This is a genomic window from Mesobacillus jeotgali (assembly GCF_014856545.2).
In the GTDB taxonomy this organism is placed as follows: domain Bacteria; phylum Bacillota; class Bacilli; order Bacillales; family Cytobacillaceae; genus Mesobacillus.
This window is the reverse complement of the sequence record NZ_CP109811.1, coordinates 2424085-2442145: the sequence shown is the minus strand read 5'-3', so window position 1 is coordinate 2442145 and position 18061 is coordinate 2424085. Positions and strand designations below refer to the sequence as shown.

18 protein-coding genes are annotated in these 18061 nt (G+C 45.7%); 1 reads left to right on the top strand and 17 read right to left on the bottom strand.

Going from position 1 to position 18061, the window contains the following annotated elements; genetic code table 11:
* Position 1: 1 nt before the first annotated feature.
* From FOF60_RS12425 to FOF60_RS12350, 16 genes are all read right to left on the bottom strand, one after another.
* Complete coding sequence (locus FOF60_RS12425) at positions 2-1024, bottom strand: branched-chain amino acid ABC transporter permease (protein WP_192472045.1); 1023 nt, start codon at positions 1022-1024, stop codon at positions 2-4.
* Between the two features lie 2 nt (positions 1025-1026).
* A complete protein-coding gene (locus tag FOF60_RS12420) occupies positions 1027-1890 on the bottom strand; it encodes a branched-chain amino acid ABC transporter permease (protein WP_192472044.1) in 864 nt (287 codons plus the stop codon).
* Positions 1891-1935: 45 nt separating this feature from the next.
* Complete coding sequence (locus tag FOF60_RS12415; protein ID WP_192472134.1) at positions 1936-3612, bottom strand: long-chain fatty acid--CoA ligase; 1677 nt, start codon at positions 3610-3612, stop codon at positions 1936-1938.
* 20 nt (positions 3613-3632) lie between these two features.
* On the bottom strand, positions 3633-4586 hold the full coding sequence (locus FOF60_RS12410; protein ID WP_192472043.1) for an alpha/beta hydrolase: 954 nt from the start codon (positions 4584-4586) through the stop codon (positions 3633-3635).
* A 34-nt stretch (positions 4587-4620) separates the two neighbouring features.
* Positions 4621-5334: a 2-phosphosulfolactate phosphatase gene (locus tag FOF60_RS12405; protein WP_225650181.1), complete on the bottom strand. Its 714-nt coding sequence runs from the start codon at positions 5332-5334 to the stop codon at positions 4621-4623.
* Between the two features lie 34 nt (positions 5335-5368).
* The gene (locus FOF60_RS12400; RefSeq protein ID WP_192472041.1) at positions 5369-6424 is read right to left on the bottom strand and encodes a phosphotransferase family protein; all 1056 of its coding nucleotides are present in this window, start codon (positions 6422-6424) and stop codon (positions 5369-5371) included.
* Between the two features lie 31 nt (positions 6425-6455).
* Entirely contained in the window at positions 6456-7625 is a 1170-nt protein-coding gene (locus tag FOF60_RS12395) for a thiolase family protein (RefSeq protein ID WP_192472040.1), read from the bottom strand.
* 15 nt (positions 7626-7640) lie between these two features.
* Entirely contained in the window at positions 7641-8414 is a 774-nt protein-coding gene (locus FOF60_RS12390) for an SDR family oxidoreductase (RefSeq protein ID WP_192472039.1), read from the bottom strand.
* A 13-nt stretch (positions 8415-8427) separates the two neighbouring features.
* Positions 8428-9633, bottom strand: coding sequence for an acyl-CoA dehydrogenase (locus FOF60_RS12385; protein ID WP_192472038.1), 1206 nt, complete (start codon positions 9631-9633; stop codon positions 8428-8430).
* Between the two features lie 49 nt (positions 9634-9682).
* The gene (locus tag FOF60_RS12380) at positions 9683-10828 is read right to left on the bottom strand and encodes an acyl-CoA dehydrogenase family protein (protein ID WP_192472037.1); all 1146 of its coding nucleotides are present in this window, start codon (positions 10826-10828) and stop codon (positions 9683-9685) included.
* Positions 10829-10985: 157 nt separating this feature from the next.
* Positions 10986-11393 (bottom strand): MaoC/PaaZ C-terminal domain-containing protein, encoded by a 408-nt coding sequence (locus FOF60_RS12375; RefSeq protein ID WP_192472036.1) that lies wholly within the window; start codon positions 11391-11393, stop codon positions 10986-10988.
* On the bottom strand, positions 11390-11839 hold the full coding sequence (locus FOF60_RS12370) for a MaoC family dehydratase N-terminal domain-containing protein (RefSeq protein WP_192472035.1): 450 nt from the start codon (positions 11837-11839) through the stop codon (positions 11390-11392). The genes FOF60_RS12375 and FOF60_RS12370 overlap by 4 nt, the downstream gene beginning before the upstream one ends.
* 16 nt (positions 11840-11855) lie before the next feature.
* On the bottom strand, positions 11856-12620 hold the full coding sequence (gene fabG, locus FOF60_RS12365) for a 3-oxoacyl-ACP reductase FabG (protein ID WP_192472034.1): 765 nt from the start codon (positions 12618-12620) through the stop codon (positions 11856-11858).
* Positions 12621-12668: 48 nt separating this feature from the next.
* Entirely contained in the window at positions 12669-13844 is a 1176-nt protein-coding gene (locus FOF60_RS12360) for an acyl-CoA dehydrogenase family protein (RefSeq protein WP_192472033.1), read from the bottom strand.
* 158 nt (positions 13845-14002) lie between these two features.
* Positions 14003-14314 (bottom strand): DUF3892 domain-containing protein, encoded by a 312-nt coding sequence (locus FOF60_RS12355; RefSeq protein WP_192472032.1) that lies wholly within the window; start codon positions 14312-14314, stop codon positions 14003-14005.
* An 81-nt stretch (positions 14315-14395) separates the two neighbouring features.
* Positions 14396-15295 (bottom strand): superoxide dismutase, encoded by a 900-nt coding sequence (locus FOF60_RS12350; protein ID WP_225650179.1) that lies wholly within the window; start codon positions 15293-15295, stop codon positions 14396-14398.
* Positions 15296-15444: 149 nt separating this feature from the next.
* On the opposite strand from FOF60_RS12350, the gene FOF60_RS12345 reads away from it, so the two are divergent.
* Positions 15445-16494, top strand: a complete 1050-nt coding sequence (locus FOF60_RS12345; RefSeq protein ID WP_192472031.1) for a M42 family metallopeptidase — start codon at positions 15445-15447, stop codon at positions 16492-16494.
* 341 nt (positions 16495-16835) lie between these two features.
* On the opposite strand, the gene FOF60_RS12340 is transcribed toward FOF60_RS12345, so the two are convergent.
* Positions 16836-18053 carry an acyl-CoA dehydrogenase family protein gene (locus FOF60_RS12340; protein ID WP_192473476.1) on the bottom strand — a complete coding sequence of 406 codons (1218 nt, stop codon included), beginning with the start codon at positions 18051-18053 and terminating at the stop codon, positions 16836-16838.
* Positions 18054-18061 lie beyond the last annotated feature (8 nt).

Below are 18061 nucleotides of genomic sequence, written 5' to 3'. Positions count from 1 at the left end.
TCTACCCCTCCTTCACCTGATTTTCTGCCGCTATTGTGCATTGTGAAAACCGTTCGTCCAGCTGGGCTTGTGCAAGCTTTTTCTCCGCACGTTTTGCATTCCATCCAGCAATCGAGCCTGCTATTCCCCGCGGGTAAAAGATCACCAGCAGAGTCAGGATAGGTCCAAAAATAAGCATGCGGTAATCCTGGAGAAATTGCAGCTGCTGTGAAATCCAGACGACCAAAACAGTTCCCACGATTGGACCTGAAAGCGTTCCGATTCCGCCAATCAACAGGTAGGTCAGCAAATCAAACGTGATGACGATGTTGCCGATATCAGGGCCGATGAAGCGGATGAATGAAGCATAGAGAGCTCCTGATAGTCCGGCAAAAAAAGTTGAGAGTACGAATGCTTCAAGTTTATTTTTCATAGTGGATATACCGATGGTTTGCGCCAGGTCCTCACTATTGCGAATAGCAATGTAAGTCCTTCCAGTAAGGGAATGCACAATACGGTAAACAATCAGGATGACAACAAGCAGGATGGCGAGGACAAGGTAGTATTGTGATAAGGGTGTCTCAAAGGAAATCGGCCCAATGTTTGCCGGCGCCGGAATCCCGATCAGTCCACGGACGCCCTCTGTCAAGCTGTCCCACTTATCAATGACAAGGTAAAGGATATATCCCACACAAAGCGTATAGATGGCAAAGAAGTGCTCTTTTGTCCTTAGTGCAATCAGGCCAACCAAAAAGCCGAGAATGCTGGTGATGATCAGGGCAAGAACAAAAGCCAGCCAGAAATTCATCTGAGCTTTTACTGTCAAAAGGCCTAAGGAATAGGCACCAACAGCAAAGAATCCAGCATGTGCCAGTGATAGATACCCTGTATAACCTGCCAATAGATTCAGCCCGTAGACACCAATCATCCAGATGAAAGAGAGAGTCATAACATGGATGAAATAGTCATTTTGCGTCACAAATGGAAAGACGATGGCAAGAAGCACAATGGCCAGAATGATATTCCGTTTATTAATGAACTTCACCGCTAGTGTCCCCCCTTTGCAAAGAGACCAGTTGGTTTTACTGATAGAATGATCACCAGCAGGATGAACGCGATAATATCTTTATAATCATTTGATATATACGTTGCTCCCAGGCTTTCGCTGAAACCTAGAATGTAACCGCCGATGATGGCTCCGGGAATGCTTCCCATACCGCCAAGAATGATGATGACGAATGCTTTTAAGATGACGAGCTGTCCCATGCCGGGAAAAACAAGGTTGATCGGCGCAGCCAGAGAGCTGGCAATCGCCGCGAGCCCCCCGGATATCAAGAACGTCAGCATCGCGACCCGGTTCGTATTGATGCCAACAAGGTTCGCTCCGTCACGGTCCTGTGACATGGCGATGATGGATGCCCCTGTATACGTCTTTTTCAGGAAAAGATAAAGCAGAACCATGACAGCAATCGCTGCAATGATGATGAGCAGTCTTTGCATAGTAAAGGTCAAACCGAATAACTGGATGACCTGGCCATATGGCGTTGGCATTGTTTGATAGTCCGCTCCCCAGACATACTGTGCAAAAGCTTCCAGGAACAACAGAATTCCAATAGCGGCAATTTTGTCGTGTATCGGCGGTGCGTGCCGCAATGGGTAAAAAACCAATCGTTCCATCAGCACGCCAATAAGTCCGACAACAATGACAGAAACAAGGATGGCCAACCAATAATGAAGGCCATACTGGACCATCATCATCAACGTGATATACCCACCCATCATATACAGAGCACCATGGGCGAAATTCGGGATATGAAGGATACCGTAAACTAGAGTCAGCCCAAGGGCCACCAGTGCATAAACACTTCCTATGGTAAGCCCATTGAACAGCTGCTGAACCAAAATCTCCATCAAGATCCTCCTTAAAATTTGATAGCTGCCTTAGACGGAGTGCTTTTACCTTACCTGTTTTTCCGCCTTTTCCCGTTCTTCCTCCTGTAATTTACGCCATAATATCTTGCCGCTGCTCGTCATTGGGAACTGTGACCTGAACTCGACCTCACGTGGATATTTGTAGGCCGCCATATGCTGTTTGGACCATTCAATTATTTCATCTTCACTTATTTCACCATCGTATCCCTCATTCAGAATCACGAAGGCCTTCACCGATTCCCCTCTTCTAGGATCTGGGATACCAACCACCACCGCTTGCTGTATTGCCGGATGTTTGTAAAGATACGATTCCACTTCAGTTGGCCATACCTTATAACCTGAGGCATTGATCATCCTTTTGACGCGGTCGACCATGAAGTAGTATCCTTCTTCATCGAAGCGGCCTATGTCCCCTGTCCTGAAAAACTTTTTGCCGTCTATGTCAATAAATGAATTCCTGTTTTCTTCTTCCCTGTTGTAATAGCCGACCATTACCTGCGGGCCATTTACAATAATTTCACCAATTTCTCCTGCACCAAGTTCTTTTCCGGTTGACGGTTCAATGACTCTTGCATCAACATCAAAAGACGGGATTCCAAGACATTGCATTTTAGGCCTGTCAGGCGGGTTGAAATGGGTTTGGGCAATTGTTTCTGAGAGTCCGTAGCCTTCCACAAACCTCAGTCCTGTCAGTTTGTACAGTTTTTCTCCAACAGCCTCAGGGAGCGCTGCACCGCCTCCTGATATCGAGGTTAACGTTGCGATATCCTCTTGTTTCAGTTTGGGATTTGCAAGGAAGTCGACAATCATGGTGGCAATGGCCACCCAGTGCGTGCATCCTTGCGATTGGATAAGCTCAACGGCTGCCTCCCGGTTCCATCTTGTCATCAGGACCATTGTACTTCCTGAAAAGATCGGCATATGCATGCTGTGTACCATTCCGGTAACATGGAACAATGGCAGAGTGGTTAAATGAACCGAACTTGTGGTAGAACTAGACCAGTGATACGCGCCGATTGTATTCGCCTGTACAGTCCGGTTCGTATGCATACAGCCTTTTGGCAGCCCGGTTGTTCCAGAAGTATAAGGCAGCACAACAAGGTCATCTGCCCCGGTCGTATGCTTTTCAGGTTCATAATGTGCAGCGATGGCTTCCCTCCAATGGAAATGTCCCGGCTGGTCGTAAATCTTTCTTGCTGCCTCTGCCTCCGGGGGCACTGTTCCGTTAAAACCATCCCTTTTATAATCCGAATAAGCGGCAACTACTACATTATTTAACGGAGTTGTTCCTACGAGCGGCTCGACTTTGTCATAAAGCTCCTGGCCGACGATTGCGGAATTAATTCCGCAATCCTTGATATAAAAGCTCAGCTCTTCTGCGGTCAGCATGGGATTGATGGGCACCACGACTGCATCTGCTCTTGATATGGCATAGAATCCAATCACAAATTGCGGGGAGTTCTGCATAAATAACAGGACTCTTTCCCCTTTTGCAACACCCAGCTTATGCTGAAGGAAGCCGGCAAGGGCGTTGACTTCCTCATCAAGCTCCTTGTAGGAAATTGTATGACCATAATAGTAGATCGCACTCTGGTCAGGATATCTCTCTGCACTGACTTTTAAATTTTCATAGAGTGATGTTTCAGGCAATTTCAGAGATTTAGAGATTTTAGGCCAATGCTCAAAATGAAGATTAGGCATCATTTATTCCTCCTGATTTTTTATTCAACTGGTTTAAGTGAACTTCTGTTCTTGAAGGCTTCTGCTGCATCTTTGATAGATTTCTTGCCGTCTGGCAGAAATTCAGTCATTCCGAGAAAACCATGCAGCATTCCTGGAACGCACACATATTCTGTTTCTACACCGGCATTTTTCAGTTTCATGGCAAAGTGCTCACCGCCATCGCATAGAGGGTCAAGCTCTGCTGTCATGATAAAAGCTGGCGGAAGTTTTTCGGTTATATCATCAGGAATCAGCAAAGGTGCGGCAAGAGGGTTTTGTGTATCGGCTGGTGTGTTCAGGTATTGTTCACGGAACCAGTTCATTGTGGACTTTGTTAAATAGTAGCCTTCTCCGTATTTTTCATAAGATGGAGTATATTCAAAGCCTGTAGATGGGTAAAAAAGCATTTGGTAAGCAATCGACGGTGTCTGCCTTTCTACTGATAGAAAGCTGACAGCAGCTGCAAGATTTCCTCCTGCACTATCACCAGCGACTGCGATAAAGTTTTCATCGATATTCAGCTCTTCAGCGTTATCTAACACCCATTTAGCAGCTAGATAAGAATCTTCAACTGGTACCGGGAATTTGCTTTCAGGTGCAAGACTGTAATCCACAGAAACGACTATACATTCAGCTTCATTTGATAAGGTGTGGCAGAGGGCATCATGTGTTTCAATGTTGCCGATCACCCAGCCGCCTCCATGGTAGTAAACAATGGCTGGCAGCTTTGACTCTTCAGTTTCCTTAGGTGTGTAGATCCTGATCTTTATTTCTCCGTTAAATCCATTAATCTTCCGGTCTTCTGTTTTTGCCAGTTTTTCAGCTCTGCTCATTTGTTTAGCAGATTGTTCAAATCCCTTTCTGGCTTCTTCCAATGGAAGCTGTTCGAGTGGCGGAACAGGGTTGTTGGCGAATGCTTCAAGCAGTGCTTTTACTTCAGGTTTTAATTGCATATACTCTCCTCCTTTTTATGTAAACGCTATCATTTTATACTGCGATGATTCTCTTTTTATCTATAAGCATAGGAACCTTTTTAAATATATTCTGCTGCGAAACGAATTCAAGCTCCTCTTCAAACCCATGTTTGCTTAGCATCCGTCCAACTCGGGAAGCTTTTAAAATATCCTCACTATTTTGATTGTGCCCATGGTAGAAACTGTATGCAGCATAGGCTGAATCAGTTAGAAAAACCTCACCGCCGAATTGCTTGATGAGTGCGTCAATAAAGCAGCCCGCTCCCTGGAAATCTTCTACATTAAATTCATTGGAAGAACCTGAACAGACAACCACGATCGTCTCACCCTGATATCCTTTTATAACATGGTTGGCAACTGCCTTGCAGTTCAGCAGGGACGCCGCATAAACTGCGTTTGCATCAGCAGAATTTTTGAGCGCGACCGTGCCATTAGTGGTAGATAGTATGACAGATTTCCCTTCAATTTTTTCTTTCAATTCCAGAGGATTTGGAGAAAGGAACCCGTCGATCGTTTTCCCTTGATATTCACCAACGAGAACGAAACTGTCTTTATCCCTGGCGGCAGCTTCCTGTTCAGCAGCCTTTCCATCCAGGACCGGGATTACTTCTCTCGCGCCGAACTGAAGTGCTGACGCAATAGTAGATGTTGCCAGCAGTACATCGAAAACAACAGCGATTTTGTTGTCAGCCATTTTCTGTTTATCGATGTCCTCTTTTTTTAGCAAAAGGTGAACCTTCATCATCCTTCAGCCCTTTCTGTCATTTTTTTTCTGCAGTGCAAAGGGCATATTGGATCAGGCTGCTGACAAACTTATCAAGGTGGGCAAACCGGGAATCCTTCGTCTGCCCCTTTTTCCACCTGTAATAGATTTGCTGGCAAATGACTGCAAGCTTGAAATAAGCAAATGTTTGATAAAAATTCATGTTAGCCAGATCCCTGCCGCTTTTTCTTGCGTAATGCTCCATAAATTCGTCACGGGTCATAAACCCGGGTGTTATCGTGACCGGAGGCTTTCCCATTCCTTTTTTCAATAGATCGGAGTCGTCGGGTTGTATCCAATAGCTCATCGCTACACCCAAATCAGCTAGCGGATCACCTACAGTTGTCATCTCCCAGTCGAATAATCCAACCATTTCGGTCATTTCCTTATTGAACATGGCATTGTTTAATTTGTAATCATAATGGATAATTGCCGGCGTTTCAGATTCAGACACATTCTTCAGCATCCATTGCTTTAACTGCTCAACGCCTTGAACGATATCCGTTTCCGCATGCTCATATCGGCGAATCCACCCTATGACCTGCCTTTCCATGAAGCCGTCGGGTTTTGTCATTTCCGTAAGCCTTGTCTTTGTATAGTCAATGCTGTGCAGCTCAACAAGGTGGTTGACCATTGTTTCTGACAAAGACCTGCATATCTCTCTGACAGGCGTAATGCCTTCAGGAAAATCAGTGTCAAGGACAATTCCGCGCTTTCTTTCCATCACAAAAAATGGACTGCCAATGACACTTTCATCAGCAAACAGATAAGGTTCCGGAGCAGCCGCGAAATGAGGGCTGATCTCTTTCAGGATTTTATATTCCCTTTCCATATCATGCGCTTTTGGTGCTACAGGACCAAGCGGGGGACGTCGCAGGACCGCTTCCCACTCCCCCATTTTCAGCTGATAGGTTAGATTGGATTTTCCAAAGCTGAATTGCTGGATCGACAGGTTATCTTCAGGAAGATTGTGTAAATGCTCCCTTAAGTAGTTTTCGATCGCGCTGGTATCAAGTTCTTCCCCTTGTCTGATTGGAATCGTATCAGAAGCCATTAGCACCATTCCTCCTTTTAGCTGAAAATATTTATTCGCGCTCTATGATTGTGGCAATTCCCTGGCCGCCGCCGATGCAGGCAGTGATAAGGGCGTAACGTCCGCCTCTTCGCTCAAGCTCATAAACCGCTTTTGTGATCAGGATTGCTCCTGTTGCTCCCAATGGGTGTCCATGGGCAATCGCCCCTCCATTGACATTGACTTTTGAATGATCCATGTTTAGCTCTCTGTCACAAGCAATAACCTGAGCAGCAAATGCTTCGTTAATTTCGATGATATCCATGTCATCAAGAGTCAGACCAGACTTTTCAAGTACTTTTCTGACTGCAGGTACCGGGCCAATGCCCATGATATTTGGGTCCACCCCGGCTACTGCCTGCTCCCTCACGACCGCCATTGGTTTCACACCTAAGTCCTGTGCTTTTTCCCTTGACATAACAATTAGAGCTGCTGCGGCGTCATTCAAGCCTGAACTGCTTCCAGCTGTGACCGTCCCATTCGCTAAAAAAGCGGGCTTTAGCTCGGCCAGGGCTTCCAAATTCGTTTGCGGTCTTGGATGCTCATCCTTGTTAAAAATGACCGGTGCACCTTTTCGGACAGCTATTGTGATTGGGACAATCTGTTCGTCAAACCGGCCTTCAGCCATTGCTGCCGCCATTTTTTGCTGGCTTTCAAGCGCGAACCGATCCTGTTCTTCCCTGCTGATTGAATATTTTGTTACTAGATTTTCGGCTGTGATTCCCATTGGCGGATCGCCGATTTCTTTTGGTGACAGCTGTGACTTCCTGAAACTTGGCGGCTCAGGGCTGTAAGGTCTTTCTGGTTTATCCATTAAATAAGGTGCCCTGCTCATGCTTTCAATGCCGCCAGCAACATAGACATCGCCTACTCCCGACATAATTGCCTGGGCGGCAAGATTAACCGCATTTATTCCCGATCCGCACTGGCGGTCGATCGTCAGGCCGGGCAATTCAAGTGAAAGTCCCGTTTTCAGCGCTGTGAGTCTGGCAATGTTCCCGCCTCCGCTGATGACATTTCCCATGATGACATCCTCGATCATTTCAGGCTGTACATTTGCCCTCCTGATTGCCTCTTTGATCACCTCTGCCCCAAACACATGGGCAGGTACCGAAGCAAGAGCTCCACCCTGCCTGCCGATTGCTGTCCTGACTGCAGATACAATCACTGCATCTCTGTTCATGGATGCTGCCTCCTTTTACAGTACATGTGTTCCGCCATCGACTATCACAACATCACCGGTAATATAATCGGATGCTGATGCTGCCAGGAATACTGCTACACCCTTAAGGTCAGTGTCAGAGCCGAATTTTCGCAGCGGAGTTCCTTCAAGAATCGCCTGGCCGCCTTTTTCAAGCAGTCCCTTTGACATCTTTGTCGGGAAAAAACCTGGTGCAATAGCATTTACGTAGATACCGCGCGGCCCCCATTTTGCTGCAAGATCCTTTGTGAAAGTAATAACAGCTCCCTTGCTGGCGTTATATCCTATCGCATCCATAACTTTAGGGTTGGACCCTTTCAGCCCTGCAACCGAAGCAATATTGATGATCTTGCCTGACCTTTGCTCCAGCATCACTTTTCCAGCCGCCTGTGACATTAAGAATGTTCCTGTCACATTGACATTCAGGACCTTTTGCCATGCTTCAAGCGGCATTTCCTCAGCCGGCGCTCCCCAGGAGGCTCCGCTGTTATTGACGAGGATATCGATTCTGCCGAATTTCTCGACAGTCTGTTGTACTACGTTTTTCACATCTTCCGGATTGGTGATGTCACATTTCAAAGCAAGCGAGTCAACACCGATTTCCTTCAGCTTCCCACTGACTTCCTCGCATGCTTCGACACGTCTTGAGCAAACGACCACATTGGCACCTGCCTCTGCGAATCCAATAGCGATTTGTTCTCCAAGGCCCCGGCCCCCGCCTGTGACAATCGCTACTTTTCCTTTTAGTGAAAATAGTTCAGATACATGCATTGGTGAATCCTCCTTACAAGTATTTTTTCAGTTCGTATCTTGCTATCGCTCGTTTGTGTACTTCATCCGGACCATCCGCCAATCTTAGTGTCCTGATATTCGCCCATGCAGCTGCGAGCGTGAAGTCATCACTTACACCTGCCGCGCCGAAAGCCTGGATCGCCCTGTCGATGATTTTGAGTGCCATATTTGGCGCAACCACTTTGATCATCGCAATTTCAGCCTTGGCTTCTTTGTTTCCGACTGTATCCATCATGTAGGCTGCCTTTAAAGTAAGGAGCCTTGCCTGCTCGATATCAATCCTTGCTTCTGCGATCCACTCCTGGATGACGCCCTGGTCGGCAAGCTTTTTACCGAATGCAGTTCTTTGAAGAACCCGTTTTGACATCTCTTCCAGTGCACGTTCAGCCGCACCGATCGTTCTCATGCAATGATGGATTCTGCCTGGACCAAGACGGCCCTGGGCGATTGCAAAACCTTTTCCTTCACCCCAAAGCATATTGGAGGCAGGCACCCTCACATTCTTGTATTCTATTTCCGCGTGCCCATGAGGCGCATGGTCGTACCCGAATACAGGCAAAATTCTCTTAATCGTTACTCCCGGTGTATCTAGAGGAACAAGAATCATAGATTGCTGCTCATGCTTCGGGGCATCAGGGTCATTTTTACCCATCACAATGGCAATCTTGCAGCGAGGATCTCCAGCACCTGAAGACCACCATTTCGTTCCGTTAATGACATACTCATCTCCATCGCGGATGATGCTTGACTGGATGTTCGTTGCGTCGGAGGAAGCGACGTCCGGCTCTGTCATCGAGAAGCAGGACCTGATTTCGCCGTCCAGGAGAGGCTTTAACCATTGCTCCTTATGCTCTTCAGATCCATAACGTACAAGGACTTCCATATTGCCGGTGTCAGGCGCAGCACAGTTGAACACCTCTGGCGCAATACTGGACCTTCCCATGATTTCGCATAGCGGTGCATATTCCAGATTGGTTAGACCCTCACCGTACTCACTCTCTGGTAAAAACAGATTCCAGAGCCCTTTTTCTTTCGCCTTCTCCTTCAGTTCTTCCATGATTGGGGGAACTTTAGAGAATGGGTCATTTTTGTCAATCTGGTCTTTATACACCTTCTCATTTGGATAAATGTATTCATCCATGAACTCTGACAGCCTGGCCTGGTATTCCTTGACCTTCTCCGTATGGTTAAAATTCATCCATACCACCTCTTTCTTTTTCATACTAACTAGTAGGTATGTTCGATTGTTAATTTTCTTTTTCCAGCTGAGCAGCGATAATGTTTTTCTGGATTTCCGACGTGCCCTCATAAATTCTTGTGATTCTTGCATCACGGAAATATCTTTCGACCGGATAATCAGAAATATAACCGAGACCGCCGTGAATCTGCACTGCTTTATCGGCGACCCTGTTGTAAACCTCCGAACCATATAGCTTTAACATGGCAGCTTCCTTGATGACCTTCTGTCCGGAATCAACCATCCAGGCAACTCGGTATGTAAAAGACCTGAGTGCTTCGATTTCAACCGCCATTTCCGCGAGCATATGGCTTACTGCTTGATGCTTGATGATCGGTTTCCCGAATTGGAACCTCTCTTTGGCATAGGCAACAGACATGTCAAGGAGCTTTTGGGAGGATCCCAGATTACGCGCCGCAAGGCCTGCTCTTCCATTGGCCAGTATTTTCAAGGCATTTACATAACCATGCCCTTCAGTCCCAAGAACATTTTCAACGGGAACCTCGCAATCCTCGAACACCAATTCAGCAGAATGGGATCCCTTTAGGCCCATCTTTTTTTCCGTTTTTCCGATCTTGAAGCCAGGAAAGTCCTTTTCGACGATAAACGATGTGATTCCTTTCGCACCTTTTTCATGGTCTGTCACTGCCATCACTGTAAATACACTTGCCTCTAATGCATTCGTAATATAGTGCTTCAAACCGTTCAGCACATATTTATCGCCTTTTTTTACAGCGGTCGTCTTTAGATTAGCTGCATTCGAACCTGCATCAGGTTCTGTCAGTGCAAAGGCCCCGATTTTCACTCCGCTGGCCATAGCAGGCAAATATCTTCGCTTTTGCTGCTCATTGCCCAGCTCGACAATCCCGACTGTGCCGATCCCAGTATGGGCACCAATCAAAGTCGTATAGCCATTGTGCGTCTGGCCGATTTCCTCATACAATGCACATTTCTCCACCATGCCGATTCCCAGTCCGCCGTATTCCTCCGGTATGCTTAAACCGAAAAGGCCCATTTCCCTGGAAAGCTGGATGATGTTTTCCGGAATGTTGTCTTCTTCCTCGATTTGCATCGCAATAGGCTCGACTTCACTTTGAATAAAATTACGGACATTTCTTTTTAACGTCAGTAAATCCTCGTCAAAATCAAAATTCACTAGTGTTTAACACCTCGTTTCTGCTATTTCTAATTGAAAATTGAAAGTCGGTTAGGCGTTCTTACATAGCTTTTGTTAATATTTCTGAAAACCCTGAATATACCGTATAAGACCTAAATGGCATAAACCCAGCAAATCTCTGCCGGGTTTTTGGTTATTAAGAATCATACCGATGATACAGGACATCTCCCTTAATGACTTCATTGCCATTTTGATTGACTGCTCTAACGTTGAATCTAAGGATGTTCTCATTTTCCTCTGCCAGCTTTGCTTTTAGAGTGACGACGTCATTCAGGAAAACCATTCCTTTAAAACGAATCATATAGTCCTGAATGAATCCCTCCTCGTAAAATTCGGTGAAAAGCTTTGCCAGGTTGCCCATTGTCCACATGCCGTGAGCGATGATTCCCGGCAGCCCAGCTTTTTTAGCTTCTTCATCGATTGTATGGATTGGATTGTAATCTCCCGAAGCACCGGCATATTTAATCAGCGTTATCCGGTCGACCGGATCAAGCTGAACCTCCTTCAGGGATTCTCCTACCTTCAATTCTGCTAAGCTGCTCATCCAATCAACACCTTCCTTACCGCTTCCGTGATAATGACCGTTTGCGTGGAGGAAAAGACTAGTTTTCCCATTTCATCCTCACCAAAGCTTTCTAATACCAGGAAGCCCATTTCACCCTGGGTTCCTTTCTTCTCGAAATAATTTTTGATCACCGAGTAACAGGTAATTTCTTCACCTACAAGCAAGGGGCGTTCATAATGATAAGTCTGTTCCCCATGGATGAGGCCTTTATTAGGAAGATTCAGCCCCTGTATTGTTCCGTAATCGAAAACCCTAGGAAATGTAGGCGGCGCAATGTTCCTGTTATATCGTGAGTTTTTGCCTGTTTCTTCATCAATGAAAATAGGATGAAGATCTCCGATGGCTTCGGCAAATTTCCTGACAGCGCCGCGTTCCACAATGTTTTTAATTTTATTGGACTGTTTGCCAATATGCTCTTTGAACACTGATCTTCACCTCACATTAATTTTTTGGACCGCCCGCTACATAAATGACCTGGCCGTTGACAAAGGACGATTTTTCATCAGCAAAGAAGGCCACTGCGTTGGCGATATCCGCTGGTTTTCCGCTTCTGCCGACAGGAATGCCTGCGACACTGTGCTTAATCAAGTCGTCAAATGAGATTCCAATTCGAGCTGCTGTTTCCTTCGTCATTTCCGTCTCGATGAAGCCCGGAGCGACCGAATTGGCTGTTATCCCATAACGCCCCAGCTCAATCGCAAGTGTTTTAGTGAAACCCTGGAGACCTGCCTTGGCAGCTGCATAGTTTGCCTGGCCCCTGTTTCCAAGTGCAGAGGTTGACGAAATATTGATGATTCGGCCATATTTCTGTTCAACCATATACTTCTGAGCTGCTTTTGCTGCATTGAATGAACCTTTAAGGTGGACGTCCATGACAGTTTGCCAGTCGGAATCACTCATTTTAAAAAGGAGGTTATCGCGGATAACACCGGCATTGTTCACAAGGATGTCGACAGAGCCAAAAGTGTCATGCACTTCTTTCACTGTCTGTTCAACCTGCCCGGAGTCCGTCACATTCGCTACCTTGGAGTAAACTTCATAACCCTTCTCACGCAACTCGTTTGTGGTTTCCGCCAATGCTTCCTCATTCAAGTCAATAAAAGCAACCTTCGCTCCTTCCTCGGCGAAAAGCTGAACAATCCCTTTTCCGATTCCTCTGCTGCCTCCCGTCACAAAAGCAACTCTTCCCTCAAATCTTCCTGCCATTCTATTTCCTCCTCTATCTATCAAACTGTTACCGCTTTCATTTGTTCGTTATACAAACTGGCCGATTTTCACATGCCCTTTCAATAGGTCCCTGGCGATGATCATCCGCTGGATTTCATCCGTGCCATCGTAAATTCTCCAAAGTCTGGCTTCACGGTACCAGCGCTCGATTGGCAATTCCCTTGTGTAGCCCATACCGCCATGAATTTGCATAACTCGGTCGACAACTCTGTTGCCCATATTGGAGCCATACAATTTTGCCATCGATGCCATATGCCTGTTATCTTCACCGGCATCAAGTGTATATGCAGCATTGAGCACAAGCCATCGTGCGGCTTCAATTTCCACAGCTGAATCGGCAATCATCCACTGGATAGCTTGTCTTTCCGCAATCGGTTTGCCAAAGGTAATCCGCTCTTTGGAATAATCAATGGCCATTTGCAGCAAGCGTTCTGCGGCTCCGATCGCCCTGGCGCCGACAACCCATCTTGCAAAACCGATCCATTCCAGTCCCAGTTTATAGCCGCCATCGACTTCGCCCAGGATATTTTCCTCTGGTACGCGGACGTTATCGAACACCAGTCCCGCCGGTCCCCATTCGCCCATCGTATGTATAAATTCTGATTTCCAGCCCATTTCCCGGTCGACAATAAAACAGGTCACCCCATCACGGCCTGTGGCACGGTGTTTTTCTTTATCAGTGATCGCAATGACCATGACAAAATCCGCTTCGTTTCCGCCAGTAATGAATGTCTTCTCACCATTCAGAACCCATTCATTTCCGTCCTTCACAGCCGTCATTTTAATGTTTCTTGTATCCGAACCAGCGCCAGGCTCTGTCATCGCGAAGCATGATTTTTTCTCACCATTGATGGTTGGAATCAGGTACTTCTGATTTTGCTCTTCATTTCCATAATAAAGAATGTTGTCTGCTGAACCGCCAAATTGGAAGGGCACGAATGTTTTGGAAACTTCCATCAGGACGATGGCCATCATCATCTGGCCCAAATCAGCACCCCCATATTGTTCCGGTGTATTGATTCCCCAGAATCCCGCCTCTTTAGCTTTCAGCTGAAGTTCACGCATTTTTCCGGGAGGAAGGCTTGGACGTCCTTCTCTTTCATTTCTTAACACTTCATTTTCGAGCGGCACTAATTCTTTTTCTACAAATCGGCGAATCGTCTTTTGAACCATTTTTTGTTCTTCTGTAAGGCGTAAATGCATTCAAGTCACTCCCATCGTATTCTTTAATTCTGATAGTCTATTAAAATATATGTCTGGATTCCGAATTACATACCTACCGGTTGGTATGTTAATATTATTTTAGATTGAAATTTCTGAAAAATCAAGTTATTTATAAAAAAAGCAGGGAATACTCCCTGCTAGAAATGTGGTAAATGATCGAGGTTGTTTTCTTTAATTCCATCAGGCTCACTTCTGAGAATATCACGGCCATATTTATGGAATACATCCACATGTGCAAGTTTCCCCGCTTTAGCCTCAGTAAGAGCAGAAACATAATCAAGCTCTCTCCCGCTTTCTGTTTTAAAAGCAATCAGATCGCCATCATCATTTTTGCGGACGGCAATGATTTGTTCTTTTCCTGATTGTGGTGTGCTGGCTTCTAGTTCCGCTTGCCCCTGGCTTTGCTCTTTATAATCATTGTAAATCTGGTTAAAGTCTTTGCTTTCCAAAAAAAACACCTCCCGAACATATGTTTAGTGTTCGCTATAAGAAGGTTTTTATACAAAAAAAGGGTGACAATAAGTCACTCCTCAAAAAGGCTGCCAGGCCAATGTTCTGGCTTTATTGAACCGCTGCTCGACTTCTTTCCAATTGACTACCTTCCACCAGTTTTCAACATATTTAGCCCGATCGTTCCTATACTGCAGATAATAAGCATGCTCCCAGACATCCAAGACAAGTAAATGGACAACATCCCATTGCGATAAATTCTGGTGTTTTTCTGCCTGGAGGATTTCCAGCCTGTGGGAACGCGGTGACCAAACAAGGATCGCCCAACCGACAGCCTCAACGTTTTTCGCTGCTTCTGAAAAATGATTTTTGAATGCATCAAAGCTGCCGAATGAATCGTTGATCGCTTTTCCGAGCTGTCCTTTTGGGGTGCCGCCTCCACGAGGGCTCATGATGCTCCAAAAAATAGTGTGTAGATAATGCCCAGCCCCATTGAAGGCTGCTTCTCTTTCCCAGTGTTTAATCAAACCGAAATCCCCAGTTTGTCTTGCCTTCTGCATTTCTTTTTCAGCCTTGTTCAATCCGTTCACATAGCTCTGGTGATGCTTTAAATGGTGAAGTCTCATTATCTCCTGGTCAATCACAGGCTCAAGCGCATCATAAGCATAAGGCAATGGAGGAAGTTTGTGGCCGCCTATAGGGACAGGCTGAAGTCTCTGGCCTTGCTGGCGTTCACTTTCCAAGTCAGCTCCGCGGAAATATCTGTCCAGTTCGTCATATAAGTTTCTCGCCTGAGCATAGAGTGCTTCGTCATCCAATGAGTGTTGCGCTTCTTGTTTCAATGTCAGAAGGTTTTCGTTCCATTTTTGTAATATGGCTTCATCACCAGATTCCCTGAGCTGCCCTTTAAAGGAATCCAATCTCGCTTCCATTTCATTGCACCATTGCTGCAATGAATATTTGTACCAATACCCGTTCATGCTATCTCCTCCCCAAAACTGCATCCATAATCAAAATATGAATAGACTGGGTTTGTGATTACAGAAATACAAGATAAATGATTACTTTCGTTCAGGAAAAAGTTTATAATAAGAATTGCGTGAAGATTGTAAACGAAAGGAGATTTATTATGGGTTATCCGAACACAGATGAAACAGTAAATTTATTGAAGGAACTGGTCAGCATCCCAAGTCCTTCAGGAAATACGAACGAAGTCATTACATATGTAGAAAATTATCTAAAAGAACTACAGGTTGAAACGAAACGGAACCGCAAAGGCGGATTGATTGCCACTCTTCCTGGCAAGGACCAGGAAAACCACAGAATGCTTACTGCCCACGTCGATACTCTAGGAGCAATTGTAAAAGAAATTAAGCCAAGCGGGCGCTTGAAGCTTGATTTGATTGGCGGCTTCAAGTATAACTCGATTGAAGGCGAGTATTGTGAAATTGAAACTTCAAGCGGCAAAAAGTTTACCGGTACGATTTTAATGCACCAGACATCTGTCCATGTCTACAAGGATGCAGGTAAAGCAGAACGCAACCAGGACAATATGGAAGTGCGAATTGATGAAAAAGTACATAGTGCAGACGAGGTAAGAGCACTCGGAATTGAAGTCGGTGATTTTGTTTCTTTTGATCCCCGTGTTCAAATTTCACCATCGGGATACATTAAATCTCGTCACCTTGATGACAAGGCAAGTGTCGCAATTCTGCTTCAGTTAATCAAACAAGTTAAGGCAGAAAACATCGAACTTCCTTATACAACACACTTTTTGATTTCCAATAACGAAGAAATTGGCTATGGCGGAAACTCGAATATTACACCGGAAACCGTTGAGTATCTAGCGGTCGATATGGGTGCCATGGGTGATGGCCAGTCTACAGATGAGTATACGGTCTCCATCTGCGTAAAGGATGCGAGCGGCCCATATCATTACGAGCTGAGGAAAAGACTGACACAGCTTGCGATTGACAATGAAATCGGCTACAAACTTGATATTTACCCATTCTACGGATCAGACGCATCTGCCGCTATTCGTTCAGGACATGATATCATCCATGGACTTATCGGGCCGGGTATTGACTCTTCCCACGCTTTCGAAAGAACACATAAGGATTCTATCGAAAACACAGCGAAACTCCTGTATCACTACGTACAATCTGAATTAATTCTATAATAGTAAAGGTGATCACTTATTTAATGAAGTGATCACCTTTTTTGTATGAGTTATTGGTGTACAGGTCCGCACAGGAGTTTCCTGCCACCCAATATAGGCGACAAAGAAGTGCTGTTTTACATAGGAAGAGCTCTTCATCGAATTACGGGTAAAGCAGATCCGTTTCTTTTACCGAAAAAGAGCTATCCACCGAATAACGGGCAAAGCAGAGAGGTTTCTTTTACCGAAAAAGAGCTCAGCATCGAATAACGGGCATAGCAAAGTCCCTGCTTTTACCCAAATTGACTCTACCCCTGACTTTCCGGTAAAGAAAAAGGATCTTCTCACTCTCTCCCGCTTCTTTATTTCACGGCCTCTTCTGTAATGGACTCAAACGGCCAGGTTGGGAGCATATTGGACAATGGTTTATCGACTCGATATCCTAATACATACTCTCCCTGCATGACTGTATGAATTTCTCGTGTTCCTTCATAGATGACTGGTGCTTTGGCGTTCCTTAAATACCGTTCAACCGGATATTCGTTGGAGAAACCGTATGCACCATGGATTTGGACGGCATCATTTGCGGCTTCATAGGCATAGTCGCATGCCTGCCACTTTGCAAGGGAGGTTTCCCTGGTATTCCTCTTTCCCTGGTTTTTAAGGCAGCCTGCACGGTATACGAGCAATCGTGATTGTACCAATCCTGCTTCCATCTTGGCGATCATCTGCTGGACGAGCTGGTGTCTGCCGATCTCTTTGCCAAAAGTGCTTCGTTCATGACAGTACCTCACACTGGCCTCAAGGCTTGCCATAATTGTGCCACATGCCCCCGCAGCAACCGTAAAGCGGCCATTATCCAAGGCAGACATTGCAATTTTAAACCCATCTCCCTCCTGCCCCAACAAATTATCTTTAGGAACCTTTACATTATCAAAGAAAATCCCACCGGTATTTCCGGCCCTAATACCCAACTTTCCTTTTATCGCTTTGGAGGAGAAGCCTTCCCAGGTTCTCTCGACAATAAAAGCAGAAATGCCGTGGTGTTTTTTACTTTTATCGGTGTAGGCAAATATCAGAAAATGGTCCGCTACATCACATAATGATATCCAAGTCTTTGATCCATTGAGTACATAGTGATCTCCTGCGTCACGGGCCGTTGTCTGCATGGCGGCCACATCGGACCCTGCATTTGGTTCGGTAAGCCCGAACGCTCCAACCTTCTGTCCTTTTGACTGTGGGATCAGGTACTTTTGCTTTTGTTCTTCATTTCCCCACTGCAGCAATGTCATGCTGTTCAACCCGGTGTGCACAGATACCGCGGTCCTGAAGGCCGTGTCGCCCCTCTCAAGTTCCTCACATACAATCGCAAGGGAGTTATAGTCCATTCCGCTGCCGCCGTATTGTTCCGGAATGCAGACACCCATTAGTCCCAGGTCGGCAAGTCTTGTTAAAATACCAGATTCAAAATGCTGGTTCTCATCCCACTCTTTTATATAAGGCATGATTTCCTTATCGACAAAGCTCCTGACCGTTTTTCTCAAAAGCTCTTGTTCTTCGGTAAAATCAAAATTCAACATCAGTGACC